The organism is Acidovorax sp. CF316, from assembly GCF_000276605.1.
GTDB lineage: Bacteria > Pseudomonadota > Gammaproteobacteria > Burkholderiales > Burkholderiaceae_C > Acidovorax.
In genome coordinates, this window is record NZ_AKJX01000108.1 from 13021 (window position 1) to 32122 (window position 19102).

The 19102-nt window shown below is 67.0% G+C and carries 16 protein-coding genes; 5 read left to right on the forward strand and 11 right to left on the reverse strand.

Features of this window, described 5'->3' with window-relative positions; all coding sequences use genetic code 11:
• The first annotated feature begins 5 nt into the window (after positions 1-5).
• The gene (locus PMI14_RS11480; RefSeq protein ID WP_007854314.1) at positions 6-332 is read left to right on the forward strand and encodes a DUF1840 domain-containing protein; all 327 of its coding nucleotides are present in this window, start codon (positions 6-8) and stop codon (positions 330-332) included.
• 29 nt (positions 333-361) lie between these two features.
• Entirely contained in the window at positions 362-970 is a 609-nt protein-coding gene (locus tag PMI14_RS11485; RefSeq protein ID WP_007854316.1) for a GyrI-like domain-containing protein, read from the forward strand.
• A gap of 33 nt (positions 971-1003) precedes the next feature.
• On the opposite strand, the gene PMI14_RS11490 is transcribed toward PMI14_RS11485, so the two are convergent.
• The 9 genes from PMI14_RS11490 to PMI14_RS11530 all read right to left on the reverse strand — a co-directional run bounded on the left by PMI14_RS11490 (position 1004) and on the right by PMI14_RS11530 (position 12161).
• Positions 1004-2113: a tripartite tricarboxylate transporter substrate binding protein gene (locus tag PMI14_RS11490; protein ID WP_007854318.1), complete on the reverse strand. Its 1110-nt coding sequence runs from the start codon at positions 2111-2113 to the stop codon at positions 1004-1006.
• A 206-nt stretch (positions 2114-2319) separates the two neighbouring features.
• Positions 2320-3306: a tripartite tricarboxylate transporter substrate-binding protein gene (locus PMI14_RS11495; RefSeq protein ID WP_007854321.1), complete on the reverse strand. Its 987-nt coding sequence runs from the start codon at positions 3304-3306 to the stop codon at positions 2320-2322.
• A 342-nt stretch (positions 3307-3648) separates the two neighbouring features.
• Positions 3649-4899: a phenylacetate--CoA ligase family protein gene (locus tag PMI14_RS11500; protein WP_007854323.1), complete on the reverse strand. Its 1251-nt coding sequence runs from the start codon at positions 4897-4899 to the stop codon at positions 3649-3651.
• A 36-nt stretch (positions 4900-4935) separates the two neighbouring features.
• Positions 4936-5748, reverse strand: a complete 813-nt coding sequence (locus PMI14_RS11505; protein WP_007854326.1) for an ABC transporter ATP-binding protein — start codon at positions 5746-5748, stop codon at positions 4936-4938.
• A 138-nt stretch (positions 5749-5886) separates the two neighbouring features.
• On the reverse strand, positions 5887-7215 hold the full coding sequence (locus tag PMI14_RS11510) for an ABC transporter substrate-binding protein (protein ID WP_007854329.1): 1329 nt from the start codon (positions 7213-7215) through the stop codon (positions 5887-5889).
• A 122-nt stretch (positions 7216-7337) separates the two neighbouring features.
• Positions 7338-8414 carry a branched-chain amino acid ABC transporter permease gene (locus PMI14_RS11515; RefSeq protein ID WP_007854332.1) on the reverse strand — a complete coding sequence of 359 codons (1077 nt, stop codon included), beginning with the start codon at positions 8412-8414 and terminating at the stop codon, positions 7338-7340.
• Positions 8415-8439: 25 nt separating this feature from the next.
• Entirely contained in the window at positions 8440-9369 is a 930-nt protein-coding gene (locus tag PMI14_RS11520; RefSeq protein WP_007854336.1) for a branched-chain amino acid ABC transporter permease, read from the reverse strand.
• Positions 9370-9390: 21 nt separating this feature from the next.
• Complete coding sequence (locus PMI14_RS11525) at positions 9391-10176, reverse strand: ABC transporter ATP-binding protein (RefSeq protein WP_035203413.1); 786 nt, start codon at positions 10174-10176, stop codon at positions 9391-9393.
• 38 nt (positions 10177-10214) lie between these two features.
• The gene (locus PMI14_RS11530) at positions 10215-12161 is read right to left on the reverse strand and encodes a long-chain fatty acid--CoA ligase (RefSeq protein ID WP_007854341.1); all 1947 of its coding nucleotides are present in this window, start codon (positions 12159-12161) and stop codon (positions 10215-10217) included.
• Between the two features lie 233 nt (positions 12162-12394).
• Between PMI14_RS11530 and PMI14_RS11535 the strand changes: the two genes are divergently transcribed.
• Positions 12395-14158, forward strand: a complete 1764-nt coding sequence (locus PMI14_RS11535) for an AAA family ATPase (protein WP_007854342.1) — start codon at positions 12395-12397, stop codon at positions 14156-14158.
• 5 nt (positions 14159-14163) lie between these two features.
• Positions 14164-14949, forward strand: a complete 786-nt coding sequence (locus tag PMI14_RS11540; RefSeq protein ID WP_007854344.1) for a general secretion pathway protein GspB — start codon at positions 14164-14166, stop codon at positions 14947-14949.
• An 18-nt stretch (positions 14950-14967) separates the two neighbouring features.
• Here PMI14_RS11540 and PMI14_RS11545 read toward each other — a convergent pair whose 3' ends face one another.
• The gene (locus PMI14_RS11545) at positions 14968-16137 is read right to left on the reverse strand and encodes an ABC transporter substrate-binding protein (RefSeq protein WP_007854348.1); all 1170 of its coding nucleotides are present in this window, start codon (positions 16135-16137) and stop codon (positions 14968-14970) included.
• A gap of 155 nt (positions 16138-16292) precedes the next feature.
• Here PMI14_RS11545 and PMI14_RS11550 point away from each other — a divergent pair, with 155 nt between their 5' ends.
• On the forward strand, positions 16293-17042 hold the full coding sequence (locus PMI14_RS11550) for a Crp/Fnr family transcriptional regulator (RefSeq protein ID WP_007854351.1): 750 nt from the start codon (positions 16293-16295) through the stop codon (positions 17040-17042).
• A 22-nt stretch (positions 17043-17064) separates the two neighbouring features.
• Here PMI14_RS11550 and PMI14_RS11555 read toward each other — a convergent pair whose 3' ends face one another.
• Entirely contained in the window at positions 17065-18756 is a 1692-nt protein-coding gene (locus PMI14_RS11555) for a methyl-accepting chemotaxis protein (protein WP_007854352.1), read from the reverse strand.
• Positions 18757-19102 lie beyond the last annotated feature (346 nt).

A 19102-nucleotide genomic window follows, 5' to 3' on the forward strand; every position in this document is an offset into this window, starting at 1 on the left:
ACACCATGCTCTACAAATTCAAGTCCAAAGCCGCCGCCGACCTGATCATGCTGGAACCCCAGGGCCGCCAGATCCTGGAGATCATCGGCAAGACGCCGGGTGCCAACGGCATCGTGACCGCGGCGCAGATCCCTGGCGCGATTGCAGCGCTCGAGGCGGCGGTGAAGGCCAGCGAGGCCCAGCCGCCGGTGCAGGAGGGCCAGGACGCCGAGGACGAAGAAGAACCTGGTGGCCGTGCCGAGACGGTGAAGCTGCGCCAGCGCGCAGCGCCGTTCATCGAGATGCTGCGCAAGAGCGCGGCGGAGCAGGCAGACGTGGTCTGGGGCGTGTGACCATGGCTTGACCTGACCCGGGGAAGCCTGTGGACAAGATAGACCTGAAGAAGGATCTCAAGCACCTGTACCAGCCCTCGGCCCGCAGCGTGGTCGAGGTCGAAGTCCCCGTGTTCCGGTTCCTGATGGTCGATGGAGCGGGCGACCCGACCGGCTCCATGCCCTATGCGCAGGCCGTGGAAGCCTTGTTTGCCGTCTCCTACACCGCCAAGTTCATGGTCAAGAAGGGTGCGCAGGCCATCGACTACGCGGTGATGCCGCTGGAAGGCCTGTGGTGGGCGGATGACATGTCGGCGTTCGTCGCCAATGACCGCGCCCGGTGGAAGTGGACGATGATGGTCATGCAGCCTTCCTTTGCCACACCTGAGGTCATTGCCCGGGCCATGGAAGAGGTCCGGCGCAAGAAGGCCCTGCCGGGCGTGGAGCGCATGCGCCTGGAGGAGTTTGCCGAAGGGCGGTGCGCGCAGGTGCTGCACCTCGGTCCCTTCACAGAGGAGGGGCCCACCATCGAGCGGGTCCACGGCTTCATCGATGCGCGGGCCTCACGGGCGGGAAAGCACCATGAGATCTACCTGAGCGACATCCGCAAGGCCGCGCCCGAGAAGTGGAAGACGGTCATCCGCCAGCCCATGGCCTGACGGTTCCGCGCCTTGCCGCGCAGGCTGGAAGCGTTAGTCGACCTTCGCCCCCGACGCCTTCACCACCTGCGCCCACTTCTTGTGCTCGGCGTCGATGTGCCGGGCGAACTCGGCCGGTGTGTTGCCGCCGGGGATCGCTCCCTGGGCCATCAGGCGCTCCTTCATCGCGGGTGAGGCCAGGGACTTGGCGACTTCCTGCTGGATGCGGTTCACGATGTCGGGCGGGGTGCCGGCGGGGGCCAGCAGGCCGAACCAGGAGCTGGCCTCGTAGCCCTTGAGCGTGGGGCCGCCGGCCTGTTCCACCGTGGGCACTTCGGGCAGCGCGCCGGAGCGCTGGCTGCTGGTCACGGCCAGGGCGGTGAGCTTGCCGGCCTTGATCTGGGCCATGGAGGAGGGCAGGTTGTCGAACATCACGTCGGCGTTGCCGCCCACCAGGTCCAGCAGCGCGGGGCCGGAGCCGCGGTAGGGCAGGTGCAGCATGAAGGTGCCGGTCATGCTCTTGAACAGTTCGCCCGCCAGATGGATGGAGGTGCCGTTGCCGCTCGATGCCATGTTGAACTTGCCGGGGTTGGCCTTGGCGGCGCGGATGAAATCCTGCACATTGGCGATGCCCAGGGACTTGGCCTTGTCCATGTTCATCACCATCACGTTGGGCACGGCGGCCACCAGGGTGATGGGCGCGAAATCCTTGATCGGGTCGTAGGGCAGCTTGGCGTACAGCGCGCGGTTGATGCCGTGCGTGCCCACCGTGCCCATGAGCAAGGTATAGCCGTCGGCCGGGGCCTTGGCCACGATCTCGGCGCCCACGTTGCCGCCGGCGCCCGCGCGGTTGTCCACCACGAACTGCTGGCCGAAGACGCGCGACAGGTCGGGCGTGAGCGCGCGGGCCAGGATGTCGGTGGTGCCACCGGGCGCAAACGGCACGACGATGCGCACCGGCTTGTTGGGCCATGCGCCGCCGGCAGGTGCTGCGCCCGGTTGCTGTGCGTGGGCGGACCGGGGCAGCAGCAAGGCGCTGGCGGTGGCCACGGCCAGCGCGCCCAGCGCGCTCAGGGTGAACGCCATGGCAATAAACTTGCGGCGGCTGCGGGCGCGGGTTTTCGCGGCGATCGCGGGGTGGGTGTTGCGGGCGTGCTGTGCCATGGAAATGCTTTCTTGAAGAGCCGGGTGTATGCCTGCAGTTCTACGCGGGCGCGCGCGCTCCGGGCAGATGGATTACCCGAAGACGGGGGCGTGGAATGCGTGCGATGCTGGTGGAAATCAGGCTGGGTGCTCGGCCACCCGGGCGCAAAAAAAGCCACCAGGCCCTGGGGGCGTGGTGGCTTGCGCAGCGCGCGGGTTCCGGGCGATCAGTCGGCGTAGGTGCCGGCCGCCTTGATCACGGCAGTCCACTTGTCGATCTCGGCCACCACGAACTTCTTGTGCTCGGCGGGTTCGACGCGCTTGTCGGTCACGACCACGGCGCCCAGGCCTTCCTGCTTCTTGATGAAGTCGGGGTCCTTCAGGGCGACCTTCAGAGCGTCGTTGATCTTCTTGGCGACGTCAGGTGGCGTGCCCTTGGGACCGTACAGGCCGTGCCAGATGGTCACTTCGAAGTTCTTCAGGCCCGACTCGGCCAGGGTGGGCAGGTCCTTGAGCAAAGGCGTGGTCAGGCGCTTCTGGGTCGTCACGGCGTAGGCCTTGACCTTCTTGGCTTCGATCTGTCCCGAGGTGTTGGTGGTCTGGTCGCACAGCAGGTCGATCTGGCCGCCGATCAGGTCGGTGATGGCCGGTGCCGTGCCCTTGTAGGGGACGGGGGTCATGTCGATCTGCACGGCGCTCTGGAACATCAGGCCGCACAGGTGCGAGGCAGAGCCCAGGCCGGCATTGCCCAGGTTGATCTTGCCCTTGTTCTGGGCGAGCCAGGCCGACAGTTCCTTGTAGTTGTTGGCGGCCATGGTGGGGCGCGCGATCAGCGTCATGGGCACGTCGTTGACCATGCCCAGGTACTCGAAGTCGTTGGGCACGCTGAAGGCCAGCTTGCGGTACAGCGCAGGCATGGTGGACATGCCGATGTGGTTGAGCAGCAGGGTGTAGCCGTCGGGTGCGGCGCGGGCGACGCGGGCGGCACCGATGGAGCTGCCGGCGCCGGCGGTGTTGTCCACCACCACGTTGGCGCCCAGCGGTTTGCGCAGGGCTTCGGCCAGGTCACGCGCCACGCGGTCGGTCGGGCCGCCGGCAGCGAAAGGCACCACGATGGTGACCGTCTTGTCCTTGGATGGATATTCCTGCGCTGCGGCGCCGAAGGCGGCTGCTGCCGCTGCGGCGACAAGGGCGAGTTGGATCAGTTTTTTCATGAGTGCTCCTCTGTAAAAGACGGGCCATGATATCCAGCGACCCTTTCGCCAGTATTGCGGGAATTACGTACCATGCGGGGGGTAGTGGCTTTAAGCAAAAGAAGGCTCAAGCGCACTGTATTTCGTCATGTTCAGCTATCAATGGGATAGCAATTTAAGGGTAAACACTGGCCCGGAAAAGGGGCAGCGTTTTCCCTTGGATTGACCTGGGTCAGGGGTTTGGAGAGGGGCCTGGGAAAATACGCTCCAAGCCTTCTCCATATTTGCAGAATATGTCTATATATGGGGAATATGGATTGCTCCATTAATCCCCCATGAGGCCAATGGATTAAGCCGGACGCGTCAGCGGTAACTGCGCGCGTCCTCGATCACCCGTCCGTCGTTGGGCAGGCTGCCAGGCGGCACCATCTGCACCTCGCCGCGCAGCTTGGTCACCTCGCGGATGGCGCTTTCGAGCTGCTGGGCCAGGCCTTCGGCGGTCTCGGTGGTCTCCACCTGCAGCAGCATCTGGTCGTTGGCCATCTCGCCACTGACCACCAGGCGCGCACGCAGCACCTGTGGAAAGCGCCGTGCAATGGTGGCCACCTGTCCGGGGTGCACGAACATGCCGCGCACCTTGGTGGTCTGGTCGGCGCGGCCCATCCAGCCCTTGATGCGGCTGTTGGTGCGGCCCGTGGGGCAGGTGCCGGGCAGCACCGCCGAGAGGTCGCCGGTGCCAAAGCGCACCAACGGGTAGTCGGGGTTCAGGGTGGTCACCACCAGTTCGCCGACCTCGCCCTCGGGCACGGGGTCGCCGGTGCCGGGGCGCACGATCTCCACGATCACCCCCTCGTCGAGCACCAGGCCTTCGCGCGCGCTGGTCTCGTAGGCAATCAGTCCCAGATCGGCCGTGGCATAGCACTGGTAGCCTGCAATGCCGCGCTCGGCGAACCAGTCGCGCAGCGAGGGCGGGAAGGCTTCGGCCGAGACCAGCGCCTTGGTGACGGTCGGCAGGGGGACTCCCATCTCCGTCGCCTTTTCGACGATCAGCTTGAGGAAGCTCGGCGTGCCGATGTAACCCGCGGGGCGCAGCTCGGCCATGGCCTGCACCTGCTGCTCGGTCTGGCCGGTGCCGCCGGCAAACACCGTGCAGCCCAGGGCGTGGGCACCGGTCTCCATCATGGAGCCGGCGGGCACGAAGTGGTAGCTGAAGCTGTTGTGGATCAGCTCGCCGGGGCGAAAGCCGGCGCTGAAGATGGCGCGCGCCATGCGCCAGTAGTCACGCCGCGTGCCTTCGGGTTCATAGATGGTACCGGGGCTGGCAAACACGCGCGGCATGGCCGCGCCGAAGCCGAGGGCGCTGAAGCCACCGAAGACGTTGCCGGCGCGGCCGGCCTGCTGGCGCTCGAGCAGCTCGTGCTTGCGCGTCACGGGCAGTTGCGCGAGGGCTGCGCGGCTGGTGATCGCCGAGGCGTCGACCCCGGCCAGGATGCCGGCGAAGGCGGGCGAGGCCTTCTGGGCATGGGCTACCTGGGCGGGCAGGGCCGCGAGCAGGGCCGCTTCGCGTGCGTGCGGATCGCGGGTTTCAAGAGCGTCGTAGTGGGCTGCGGTCATGGAATGCTTTCGGGTGCGGTCAATGCCAGGGTGGTGTCAAGCAAGCCAGCGCTTGCGCCGCTTGTAGCTCTTCACGTCCTTGAAACTCTTGCGCTCGCCGCCACCCACGCCCAGGTAGAACTCCTTGACGTCCTCGTTGCTCGCCAGGTCGCTGGCGGCCCCGTCCATCACCACGCGGCCGCTTTCCATGATGTAGCCATAGTCGGCGTACTTCAGGGCCATGTTGGTGTTCTGCTCAGCCAGCAGGAAGGTCACCTTCTCCTTGGTGTTCAGGTCCTTGACGATGTTGAACACCTCTTCCACGATCTGCGGCGCCAGGCCCATGGAAGGCTCGTCGAGCAGCACCATGCTGGGGTTGGCCATCAGCGCACGGCCGATGGCGCACATCTGCTGCTCGCCGCCCGAGGTGTAGGCCGCTTGCGAGGTGCGCCGCGTCTTCAGGCGTGGGAAGTAGTTGTAGACCTTCTCCAGGTTGGCGGCGATCTCGGCCTTGCTGGAGCGGGTGTAGGAGCCCGTCATCAGGTTCTCCTCGATGGTCAGGTGGGCAAAGCAGTGGCGGCCTTCCATGACCTGCACCACGCCGCGCTTGACGAGGTCGGCCGGCGAGAGGTTCTCGATGCGCTCGCCGCGCAGTTCGATGCTCCCCTTGGTGACCGCGCCGCGCTCGCCCTGCAGCAGGTTGGAGACGGCCCGCAGCGTGGTTGTCTTGCCCGCGCCGTTGCCCCCCAGGATGGCGACGATGCTGCCCTCGCGCACCTGTAGCGAGACGCCCTTGAGCACCAGAATCACGTGGTTGTAGATGACCTCGATGCCATTGACGTTGAGAACGATGTTTGTAGCTTGTTCCATGTGTCGTTACCGGTTGACCAATCGGCAGGCCTGGTGGCGTACGCATCGCGTCCGCTGCAGGCCTGTCGGCTGGCGGCTCCAGGTGGAGCCGCACCGTGGTGATGGCCGCAGGGCGTTGTGCCCTGCGCGCCATTCACATCAGGACTGGCAATCCGCGGCGTCGCGGCGGGTCATCTTCTTGTCCCCCAGGTATTTGTCGGCACCGGCCTTGACCATGGGCTTGATGATCTGGTCATCGGCCTGGTACCAGTCGGACGAGAAATTCCACTTGCTGCCGTCCCAGGAGTGCACGCGCGCCCAGGTCGATCCCATGTGGTCGGCGCAGCTGGTGGACAGGGGGCGCATCAGGCCGCCGAATCCCATGGCGTCGAGCTTCTTCTGGTCCAGGGCCAGGTTCTCCATGCCCCAGCGCACTTGCTCGCCGGTCATGACCTTGCCCTTGCCGAAGCGTTCCTGCGCGCGGCGCACCGACTCCACCGCCAGCATCTGGATGATCACGCCGCGCGTGTACAGCACCGAGCCCACTTCGTCCTTGGGGCCCGTGCCCTGGCTCTTGTCGTGCACATGCTTGAGGATGTCCTGGATCACCTTGCTTTGCGTGCCGTAGCCGTTCAAGGCCAGGGCGTGGTAGCCCTTGGCGCCCTCACCCACGTCGCGCACGTCGGGTTCGGCACCGGCCCACCACACGCCATAGAGCTTGTCGCGCGGAAAGCCGGTGGCCTGGGCTTCCTTCAGGGCGGTGGAGTTCATCACGCCCCAGCCCCACAGCAGCACGTAGTCGGGACGGCTCTGGCGCACCTGCAGCCAGGTGGCCTTCTGCTCCACGCCAGGTGCGGTCACGGGCAGCATCTGCAGCTCGAAGCCATGCATCTTGGCGCGCTCCTGCAGCAGCGGGATGGGTTCCTTGCCGAACGGGCTGTCGTGGTAAACCAGCGCGATCTTCTTGCCCTTGAGCTTGTCCAGTCCGCCCGCGCCCTTGCCGATGTGCTGGATCAGGATGTCGGCGCCGGTCCAGTAGCTGCCCATGAAGGGGAAGTTCCACTTGAAGGCCTGGCCGTCCTGCGCCACCGACAGGCCGTAGCCCAGCGTCATCAGCGGGATTTTGTCCACGGGCGCCTTCTCGGTCAGCGCAAAGGTGATGCCGGTGGCCTGCGGGTCGAACAGCGCCACGCCGGGCTTGCCCTTCAGGCGCTCATAGCATTCCACGCCTCGGTCGGTGGCATAGCCGGTCTCGCATTCTTCAAAGGTGAGCTTCACGCCGTTGATGCCGCCGTCCCGGGCGTTGATCATCTTGATGTAGTCCTGCTTGCCGTTGGCCCATGGCACGCCGTTGGGCGCGTAGGGACCGGTGCGGTAGGACAGCAGCGGGAAGAACTGCTCCTTGGCTTGCGCGAAGGCGCTCGTCGCGATGGACGAAGCACCTGCAGCAACCACCGTGGCGGCGATCACGAGTTTCGAAAGCTTCATGGATGTCTCCTTTGGATGAATATGTTGAAGCACGGGAAAAACCAAGTTAACGGCAACGCGGAAAGAGGGTATGAGGACTTGCGTGTAAGGGGTTTCCTGAGGGGGCGGGCCGGACGCGGTCCTCAGTGCGGGAAGGGCCACAGCCGCAGCTTCTGCTTGCCCGTGGACCAGAGCTTGGCCAGGCCATGGGGCTCCACGATCAGGAACCACACGATGAGCGCGCCGAAGATCATCAGCTCGGCGTGCGACACGCCGGCCGTGGAGATGGTGATGCCGAACAGGCCCAGCAAGGCCGGCAGGAACTGGTTGAGCACGATGGGCAGCACCACGATGAAGGCCGCACCGAAGAAGCCACCCATGATGGAACCCAGGCCGCCGATGATCACCATGAACAGCAGCCGAAACGAGATCTCCACCGAGAAGGCCGCCGGCTCCCAGGCACCCAGGTGCACGAAGGCCCACAGCGCACCGGCCATGCCGATGATGAAGGAGCTGACGGCGAAGGCGCTGAGCTTGGCGTACATCGGGCGGATGCCGATCACGGCGGCTGCCACGTCCATGTCGCGGATGGCCATCCATTCGCGGCCGATGGCGCCGCGCACCAGGTTCTTGGCCAGCAGCGCGACCACCACCAGCACCGCCAGGCAGAAGATGTACTTGCTGGTGGCGCTTTCGATGGGCATGCCGAAGACCTGCAGGCTGTTCACCGAGACCGAGCCCGAATCGGAGTTGTTGGTGAACCACTTGATGCGCAGGAACATCCAGTCGCTGAAGAACTGCGCCGCCAGCGTCGCCACCGCCAGGTACAGGCCCTTGACGCGCAGGCTGGGCAGCCCGAACAGGATGCCGAAGAACGTGGCACACAGGCCGCCGAGGATCAGCGTGGGAATCAGCGGCATGCCGGGGATGCGCACGAAGAAGTTGTAGGCCCCGTAGGCCCCTACGGCCATGAAGGCGCCCGAGCCCAGCGAGATCTGCCCGCAGTAGCCGACGAGGATGTTCACCCCCAGGGCCGCCAGCGCCATGATGACGAAGGGTATGAGGATGGCGCGGAAGAGGTAGTCGCTGGCCAGCATGGGCACGGCGATGAAGGCCACGGCCAGGATGAGGCCGATGGCGATGCGGTCCTGCGCGATCGGGAAGATCTGCTGGTCGGCGCGGTAGCTGGTCTTGAACTGGCCGTTTTCGCGGTAGAGCATGAAAGTCTCCTGTTGTTCTTATGGGTTACACGCGATCAATGATTTTTTCTCCGAACAAGCCTTGCGGCCTGAAGAGAAGAAACACCAGCGCCAGCACATACGCGAACCAGATCTCGATACCCCCGCCCACATACGGGCCCAGATACACCTCGGAGAGCTTCTCGCCCACGCCGATGATGAGCCCGCCGATGATGGCGCCGGGCACCGAGGTCAGGCCGCCGAGGATCACCACGGGCAGGGCGCGCAGGGCCACCGTGGTCAGCGAGAACTGCACACCGAGCTTGGAGCCCCAGATCATCCCGGCCACCAGGGCCACGACGCCGGCCACGCACCACACGATCACCCAGATGCGATTGAGCGGAATGCCGATCGACTGGGCGGCCTGGTGGTCGTCGGCCACGGCGCGCAGGGCGCGGCCGGTGGAGGTCTTCTGGAAGAACACGCTGAGCAGTACCACCAGCGCGGCGGCGATGCCGGCGGCGATCACGTCTTCCTTGTTGACCAGCACGCCGCCCTGGAACATGGACTCGAGCAGGAACACCGGGTCCTTGGGCATGCCGATGTCGATCTTGTAGATGTCGCTGCCGAACATCGTCTGGCCCAGGCCTTCGAGGAAGTAGGTGATCCCGAGCGTGGCCATGAGCAAGGTGGCGCCCTCCTGGTTCACGAGGTGGCGCAGCACCAGCTTCTCGATGAGCCAGGCCACCACGAACATGATGGCGCCGGCGATGACGAAGGCCGCCACGGTGGCCACCACGGGGCTGGCGATGCCGGTCCACTTGGGGATCCATTCGGCAAAGCGCGCCATGGCCAGGGCGGCGAACAGCACCATCGCGCCCTGCGCGAAGTTGAAGACGCCCGAGGCCTTGTAGATCAGCACGAAGCCCAGTGCCACCAGCGAGTACAGCATGCCGGCCATGAGGCCGCCGATCAGTGTTTCAAGAAAGAATGCCATGGTTGTTGTTCTCCTGATCGGTCAATGCGATGTGCCCAGGTAGGCGCTGATCACGTCCTGGTTGTTGCGCACCTCGTCGGGGGTCCCGTCGCCGATCTTCTTGCCGTAGTCGAGCACCACCACGCGGTCGGAGATGTCCATCACCACGCCCATGTCGTGCTCGATGAGCACGATGGTGGTGCCGAACTCATCGTTCACGTCGAGGATGAAGCGGCACATGTCCTGCTTTTCCTCGACGTTCATGCCGGCCATGGGCTCATCGAGCAGCAGCACCTGCGGCTCCATGGCCAGGGCGCGGCCCAGGTCCACGCGCTTTTGCAGGCCATAGGGCAACTGGCCGACGGGGGTCTTGCGGTAGGCCTGGATTTCCAGGAAGTCGATGATGTGCTCGACGAACTCGCGGTGGCGGATCTCCTCGCGCTCGGCCGGGCCGATGCGCAGCGCCTGCAGCAGCAGGTTGCTTTTGATCTTCAGGTTGCGCCCGGTCATGATGTTGTCGATGACGCTCATGCCCTTGAACAGCGCCAGGTTCTGGAAGGTGCGCGCCACGCCCATCTCGGCCACCTGGCGCGAGTTCATGTGCGAGAAGGTCTTGCCGCGGAAAGTGATGGAGCCGTCCTGCGGCGTGTACACGCCGTTGATGCAGTTGAGCATGGAGCTCTTGCCCGCGCCGTTGGGCCCGATGATGGCGCGGATCTCGTGCTCCTTGACGTTGAAGGAGATGTCGGTGAGCGCCTTCACGCCGCCGAACCGCAGGCTGATGTTCTTGACGTCGAGGATGACGTCGCCGATCTTCTTTTGGTTCATGGTGGGGTGTTGCTGCTCGGGCGGGTAGAGAGCGGGTTTCATGCGGCGGCCTTGATGGGGGCAAAGGTCTTGGTATCCGACAGCTTGAGCGTGGCGCTCACACTGCCCGTGCGGCCGTCCTCGAACTTGACCTGGGTTTCGATGAACTGCTCGGTGCGCCCGGCGTACAGCGCCTCGACCAGCACGCCATACTTGTCGGCGATGAAGCCGCGGCGGACCTTGTTGGTGCGCGTGAGTTCGCCGTCGTCGGCATCGAGCTCCTTGTGCAGCACCAGGAAGCGGCTGACCTGGCTGCCGGCCAGCAGCGCGTCGCTCGCCAGGTCGGCATTGACCTTCTCCACGCATTCGCGGATGAGTTCGTACACCTCGGGCTTTTGCGCCAGGTCGGTGTAGCCGGCATAGGGCAGGTTGCGGCGCTCGGCCCAGTTGCCGACGGCGTCGAAGTCGATGTTGACCATCACGCAGACCTTCTCGCGGCCGTCGCCCAGGGCGACGACTTCCTTGATGTGCGGGAAGAACTTGAGCTTGTTCTCGACGTACTTGGGCGCGAACATGGCGCCATCGTTGGCACCGCCCTTGATGCGGCCCACGTCCTTCACGCGGTCGATGATCTTGAGATGGCCCTGCGCGTCGAGAAAGCCGGCGTCGCTGGTGTGGTACCAGCCGTCGGCGGTGAGCACCTCGGCCGTGGCCTTGGGGTTCTTGTAGTACTCCTTGAGCAGGCCGGCGGACTTGACGAGGATCTCGCCGTTGTCGGCCACCTTGATCTCGACGCCGCGGATGGGCACGCCCACGGTGTCGGCGCGCGCCTGGTTGTCGGGTTGCAGGCAGACGAAGACGGCGGTCTCGGTGGAGCCGTAGAGCTGCTTGAGGTTGATGCCGATGGAGCGGTAGAAGGTGAACAGGTCGGGCCCGATGGCTTCGCCCGCCGTGTAGGCCACCCGCACCCGCGAGAAGCCCAGGTTGTTGCGCAGCGGGCCATAGACCAGCAGGTTCCCGAGGGCGTACTTGATGCGGTCGAGGGCGCCCACGGGCTGGCCGTCCATGAGCGCCGGGCCCACGCGCTGGGCCACGGACATGCAGGCCTGGAACATCTTGCGCTTCAAGCGGCCGGCGTCCTCCATGCGGATCATCACGCTGGTGAGCAGGCCTTCGAAGATGCGCGGTGGCGCGAAGTAGTAGGTGGGGCCCACTTCCTTGAGGTCGATGGTCACGGTGCTGGCCGACTCGGGGCAATTGACCACGTAGCCGCAGGCCAGCCACTGCGCGTAGCTGAAGATGTTCTGGCCGATCCAGGCCGGGGGCAGGTAGGCCAGCACCTCTTCGCTGCCGGTGAGCTTGTCGAACTCGGCACCGGCCGAGGCGCGGTCGAGCAGGGTGCTGTGCGTGTGCACCACGCCCTTGGGGTTGCCGGTGGTGCCCGAGGTGAAGAACATGGCGGCCACGTCGCCGGGTTGCGCCTTGGCGACTTCGTCACGGAACCATGTCGGGTGCTGGGCGGCAAAGGCCTTGCCCGCTTCGATCAAGGCGTCCAGGGATGACAGGCCCTCTTCCTGGTAGTTGCGCAGGCCGCGTGGGTCGTCGAAGAAGATGCGCGCGATCAGCGGGCACTGCTCGCGGATCTCGAGCAGCTTGTCCACCTGCTCCTGGTCTTCCACCATGCAAAAGCGCACCTCGGCATTGTTCAGCGGGAAGATGCACTCGGCACCCACGGCGTCCTGGTACAGCGGCACCGGAATGGCACCCAGGGACTGCGCGGCCAGCATGGTCGCGTACAGGCGGGGGCGGTTGGCGCCGATCACCACCATGTGCTCACCGCGCTGCAGCCCCGCCTGGTGCAGGCCGGCTGCCACATGCTCCACCAGCCGTGCCAGGTCGGCCCAGCTGTGGGCCTGCCAGATGCCGTATTCTTTTTCGCGCAGGGCCGCAGCCGTGGGGCGTTCGGCGGCGTGTTGGAGCAGCAGTTGTGGGAACGTGGTCTTCATTCCGGTTCCTAAAAGTAAAAGGTGTCCGCCCGGTGACAGCCGGGAGCGCGGCCTTGTGGCTGCGTACGGGACGAATGCTAGGACCGACTTTGACGCCATCTTGTCTTGCCGACGACAATTTACGGGAAACTACTCCTCGGGTGAAACCCTGACGCACTGCCGAGGGCTGTTTTGCGGGGGTAGCGGGCGGGGTATCGCAGAGCACGTCGCGGTGGGGCGGTATCCTCACGGGCATGTACGCCCCGTTCTTCGGTCTCCAGCACCCGCCGTTCTCCATCGCCCCCGACCCGCGCTACCTGTTCATGAGCGAACGGCACCGGGAGGCGCTGGCCCATCTGCTGTATGGGCTGGATGCCGGGGGCGGCTTCGTGCTGCTCACGGGCGAGGTGGGTGCGGGCAAGACCACGGTGTGCCGCTGCTTCCTGGAGCAGATCCCCGAGAACTGCAACGTGGCCTACATCTTCAACCCCAAGCTCACGGTGGGTGAGCTGCTGCGCTCGATCTGCGACGAGTTCGGCGTGCCGCACAAGCCTGCGGTGCCGGGCCTGGAGACGATCAAGGACTGCATCGACCCGCTCAACGCGTCGCTGCTGGCGGCGCATGCCAGCGGCCGCAACAACGTGCTCATCATCGACGAGGCGCAGAACCTCGAGGCCGACGTGCTCGAGCAGCTGCGCCTGCTGACCAACCTGGAGACCAGCGAGCGCAAGCTGCTGCAGATCATCCTCATCGGCCAGCCCGAGTTGCGCAGCATGGTCGCGCGACCCTCGCTGGAGCAGCTGGCGCAGCGCGTGATCGCGCGCTTTCACCTCGACGCGCTGAGCGCGCAGGAGACGCAGCAGTACATTGCGCACCGGCTGGCCGTGGCCGGGTGGCGCGGCCCGGTGCCGTTCAGCCGGCGCGCCCTGCGGCGCGTGCATGCTCTTTCGCGCGGCATACCGCGGCGCATCAACCTGCTGTGCGACCGGGCGCTGCTCGGCGCCTATGCGGCCGGCACACGCGAGGTGAGCACCGCCATCGTCGAGCGTGCAGCGCGCGAAGTGTTCGGTGCGCCCGTGCCCGCTGCGGGGGCCACCGCAACGCGCCCCGGCCGGGCCGGCCTGCCGCGCTGGGCCGTGGCTGGTGCCGGAGTGGTGGCGGGCGCGGCCATTGTGGCCGCCACGGGGTGGGCCCTGGGCCTGCGGTCCTCGCAAACGCCGGCGGCGGTGAAGGCTGCGAGCACGGCTCCCGTGGCGCCGCAGCGCGCGGCTTCCGCGCCGGTGGCCAGGCCGCCCGCGGTCACGGCCTCGGCGGTGGCCGTGAGCGCCGGCGCGGCCTCCCAGGCAGTGCCCGCATCTGCCGCAGCGTCGGCCGCCAGCAGCACGCCGCCCCCGGTGTCCGGGCTGCAGCAATTCCTGATGGCGCAGCAGTCCAGTGATGCGGCGGCCTGGCAGGCCCTGGCCTCGGCCTGGGGCGCCAAGGTGGCCGAAGGCGCCGATGCCTGCACCACGCTGCCCCGCGATGGGCTACGCTGCTACCGCAACCGGCGTGCGGGGCTGAACCTGATCCGCCAGATCGACCGGCCCGTGCTGCTCACGCTGTTCCCCTCGGAGGAGGGGGACAACGCCGTCTCGGCCGTGCTGCGCGGCCTGGACGACGACATGGCCACGCTGGAGAGTGGTGGCCGCACGCTGCATGTGCCGTTGGCCGACCTGGCGCAGGTATGGCGCGGCGACATGGCCACCCTGTGGCGGGCCCCGCCCGGCATGCCCGACAAGGGCGAGATCACCGAGAGCCCGGCGGGTGCGGCCTGGCTCGATGCACGCCTGGCCTCCAAGGCGGCCGGCGGCGCCGGGCCCAGCAGCCGGCCCGTGACGCCCGCGCTGCGGCAGTCGCGCATCCACCGCTTCCAGCTGGCCCAGGGCGTGACGCCCGATGGCCGGGCTGGCCCCCTGACCCTCATGCTGCTCAACCGCGCCGCCGGCGTGAAAGAACCGCGCCTGCGCACCGGAGCCTGATCCCCATGTCCTACATCCTTGATGCGCTGCGGCGCGCTGAAGCCGAGCGGGGTCGGGGCGCCGTGCCGGGCATCCATACGCAGGCCCTGCCCACGCCGGGGGCGCCCGCGGACCGCCCCGGTTCTGCCAACCTGGTGCTGGCGGGTGCGGCCGGGGTGGCCGTGGCCGCCCTCGCCGCAGGTGGTACCTGGTGGGCCATGCAGCGCCATGCCGATGTGCCAGGTGCTGCAGCAGTGGTGGCCACGGCCCCGCCGAAGCCTGCGCTGCCCGTGCCCGCACCGGCGCCCGTGGTGGTCGCTGCGGCACCTGCCGTCGCCCCTGCTCCGGTGCCTGCGCCGGTGCCAGCGCCGGTGCCTTCGGCACCGTTGGCCAGCCCCCCCCTCGCACCGGCCACGGTGGAACCGCGCCCCGTGGCGCAAAAGCGGGTCGCCGAAGCGGCGCGGGAGCCGTCCGCGGCGCCTTCGGCTGCGGTTCGCCCGCGCGAGGCGCAGGCCGCGCAGCGGGACCCGGGGCCTTCCACGGCCGCTGCCGCGCCGCCCGTGGCGGTCGCCGCGAACAGCCCCGTGTTCGCGCAGAACGAGCTGCCCCCTTCGGTGCGCGAGCAACTGCCGGTGCTGCAGGTCACGGGCGCGACCTATTCCAGCAATCCCGCGCACCGCATGGCCATCGTCAATGGCCAGGTGCTGCAGGAGGGCGACCAGGCCGCACCCGGGCTCAAGCTTGAACGCATCGAGCAGGGCCGCACCGTCTGGTCGTTCCGCGGCTACCGCTACGCCGTGGCGCCGCAGTAACCCGGCTGAAAGGCCCTGCTAGCGCAGAAAGCGCCCGTCCCGCCCGATCAGCGTCAGTTCCACGAAGCGCGAGGCATTGCGGTCCGGCGTGCTGGCATTGATCTCGAAGCCGCCCAGGTCCCATTTCTTGAGGTTCCAGGTGGCGTCGATGAAGGCGGTGCGCGTCGGGTTGCGGCCGGCGCGCTGCAGGGCCTCGGCGAACACCCGGGCGTTCAGATAGCCTTCGAGCGCCAGGTGCGAGGGCTCGGCCGTGGCGCCCGAGGCCTTCCACGCAGCCTGGAAGTCGCGCACCACCGGCATCACCACATTGGACGGCAGGGGCACCACCTGCGAGATGGCCATGCCCGTGGCGTCGGCACCGAGCGCCTTCACCGTGGCGGGAGTGCCCATGACCGACAGCGCATACAGCGTCACCCCGCGCTTGAGTGCGCGAAAGGCCTTCACGAACTCCAGCGTGGGTTTGCCTGCCAGGCCGATGACGATGGCCTCCAGATCGGCGCCCGCCAGCTTGGCGGCCGCAGCACCGGCATCGGAGGCATTGTTCTCCACCGTCACGGTGACCGCGGCGGGCAGCTTGAGCTTGCCCATGGACTGCTCGGCGGCGCTGAACACCTCCTTGCCGAAGGAGTTGTTCTGGTAGACGATGCCGATGCGCTGGATGCCGATGGTCGACAGGTGCTGCACCAGCTTCTCGGCCTCGTCGGCGTAGCTGGCGCGGATGTTGAACACGCTGCGCGCGTTCTTCGTGCGGCTCAGCTGGGCGCCCGTGAAGGGGGCGAAGAAGGGGACGCCGCTCTCGACCACCTTGGGCAGCATGGCGTCGATCATGGGCGTGCCCATGCAGTTGAAGAGGGCGAAGTTGCCCGGGTCGGCCAGGAACCTGTCCACGTTGGCCAGGGCCTTGGGCACCTCGTAGGCGTCGTCCAGCGTGGTCAGCTCAATGCTGCGGCCATGCACGCCGCCTTTGGCATTGATGCCGGCAAACGCCGCCTTGGCGCCCTGGTGCATGGCCGATCCGAGGTCGCCCAGCGGCCCCGTGAGGGCGGTGGACTGGCCGATGCGGATCGGCCCTTCCTGTGCCAGGGCGCTTCTGCTGCCCCAGTGGGCCAGGGGCAGGGCGATGGCGCTGCTCAGCAGGGTGCGCCGGCGAAGCGCCGGCTTGGGGAGGTGGATACCGCCTGTCGTCATGTCGTGATGTCTCCGTGCTCTTGGAATGGGGGTTCGGGTCCCCTCGGATGCCCATCATCCGCAGCCGATTGGCGAAAATCTATCGTTGCGGCGACAATTCGGATCGTGGTATTCCCGCACGCATCCAGCCGCCCCTGTTCCCGCCACCGAGTTCCATGAACCAGGATCTGTCACTGCACCAGCGCCGGCGCCTGCCCACGCCGGCCGAGCTGGCCAACATCCCCTGGCTGACACAGTTGCAGCCCGCAGAGCGCGAGCGCGCCGAGGCGGCGTTGCTGGTGGGTGACGCGGCGCCCGGCGACTACGTGTGCCGTGTGGGCCGGCCCGTGACCTACTGGTTCGGCGTGGTGGAAGGCTTGCTCAAGATGAGCAGCGACAACGCGCAGGGCCAGACCATGACCTACACCGGCGTGCCACCCGGCGGCTGGTTCGGCGAGGGCACGGCCATGAAGCGCGAGCCCTACCGCTACAACATCCAGGCGCTGCGCAAGAGCGTCGTGGCCGGCCTGCCGATCGACACCTTCCACTGGCTGCTGGACCACTCCATCGGCTTCAACCGCTTCGTGATGAACCAGCTCAACGAGCGCCTGGGCCAGTTCATCGCCGCGCGCGAGATCGACCGGCTGAACAACCCCGATGTGCGCGTGGCGCGCAGCCTGGCCTCGCTGTTCAACCCCGTGCTCTACCCTGGCGTGGGCGAGGTGCTGCGCATCACCCAGCAGGAGCTGGCCTACCTGGTAGGGCTGTCGCGCCAGCGTGTGAACGAGGCACTGGCGGCGCTGGAAGTGGAAGGGGCCATCCGCGTGGAATACGGCGGCCTGCGCGTGCTGGACCTGGCCGCGCTGCAGTCGAGCATCTTCCAGCGGCTGGCAGAGCCGCGCACCGCCGCTGCCGACGCTGCGTAGCCGCGCCGGTCAGCCGTGCCTTTCAGCCGCGCGGCAGGGCGGGAACGCCAGCCTTGCGCTGGCCCACCATGGGGGTCGGCGCGGGGACTGCCGCCAAGGCCTCGGGCGCACCCTGCCATTCGCGGTCGTCGGTGCGGTCGCGGCGCAGGCGGAAGGTGTGCACCATCTGCGTCAGGCGCCCGGCCTGTTCCTTGAGGCTGTCGGCCGCTGCGGCGCCTTCTTCCACCAGGGCGGCGTTCTGCTGCGTCATCTCTTCGAGCGCGCCTACGGACTGGCTGACCTCACCGATGCGCTGGCTCTGCTCCTGCGTGGCGGCGGTGATCTCGCCCATGATGTCCGACACGCGGCGCACGGAGGTCACGAGTTCCTCGATGGTCTTGCCCGCATGGTTCACGAGGGTGCTGCCCTCCTGCACATGCTCCACGCTGGCACCGATCAAGGTTTTGATTTCCTTGGCCGCCTGGGCGGCACGGCCGGCCAGGTTGCGCACCTCGCTGGCCACCACGGCGAAACCGCGGCCCTGTTCGCCCGCGCGGGCGGCTTCCACCGCCGCATTCAGCGCCAGGATGTTGGTCTGGAATGCGATGCCGTCGATCACGCTGGTGATGTCGGCGATCTTGCGCGAACTGCCGCTGATGGTGTCCATGGTACGCACCACCTGGGAGACCACCTCGCCGCCGCGCGTGGCCGCGTCCGACGCCGAGGAGGCCAGCTGGTTGGCCTGGCGCGCGGCGTCGGCGCTTTGCGACACGGTGCCTGTCAGGTCGGCCAGGGCATTGGCGGCGCCCTGCAGGTTGTGCGAGGTCTGCTCGGTGCGCTGGCTCAGGTCGAGGTTGCCGGAGGCGACTTCGGAGCTGGCCACGAGGATGGATTCCGCCGTACCGCCGATGTCGCCCACCAGGCTGCGCAGGCGGTCCTGCATGGCGGCAATGGCTTCGAGCAGGCGCCCGGTCTCGTCGTGGATGCGCACCTCCACCTGCGAGGTGAGGTCTCCGCGCGCGATGCGCTCGGCCACCACCACCGCGCGGCCGATGGGTGCGGTGATGCTGCTGGTGATGCGCCAGGCGATGAGCGCGCCCAGGCCGATGGCCAGCAGCACCAGCGCACCACCCGTCCAGCGCGCCCGGCTCTGCGTGACCTCGGCCGAGGCCGTGGCCTGGCTGTTCAAGGTGTTCTGCAGCTCGATCAGCTCGGCCAGCTTGCTGCGCCAGGCGGCTTCCAGTGGGGCGACCTTGGTCATGAGGTTCAGCGTGGCGCTCACGGTATCGCCATCGTCGGCGGCCTTCATCGCGGCATCGAGCTCGGGGCGGCTCTTGCGGCCGAGCTCCTGCACCTCGCCCAGCAGCTTGCGTTCTGCCTCGCTCGTGCCGTCGGCCTTGAGCAGGTCGGCCAGGCTGGCTTCCTGGCGGGCATAGCCCTGCAAAGACTTCTCGGCGTTCTTGATCTGGTCGCGTGCCTGCTTGGGATCGATCTCGTTGAGCATGGCGGCCGAGCGGCTCTGGATGCCGATGGCGCTCACGCTGTCCAGCATTTCATTGACCAGCCGGGTCTTGGTGGCGCCGGTGCCGGTGACCTGCAGCAGGTGCTCGTGCAGCTTGCCGACCGAGAGCTGACCCACGGCCGCCACCGCGATCAACAAGACAAGCAGGCAGCCGAAACCCAGGCCCAGGCGGCTGGAGATCGATAACGATTTGATGGACGAGGCGGCCGGCATGGAGGTCCTTGGCTGTTGAATTCGATGGGGTGGCACGAAGCAATAACGGTGCCCGGACAGGCGATTGGCCTGCAACGCTGGTGGCGCCAGGGGCGCCCCACAGTGTAGGGACAAATGTCACAAAATGTTATGAGGCTTCAGGATGGTCCCATGCACCACCGGCATGAAACTGTTACAAACAGGAGGCTCCTCCCAGGATCAGCGGGGGGCGCGGTCATCGCCGCAGGCATCGGCATGCCCGCCGGCATGAAAGCGCCCGCTGTTACATATGTCCCCTGGTGTGGCTGCTATCTTTTTTGATGATTGCAAAGACAATGCATGGCCACTGTAATACGCCACGCCCGGG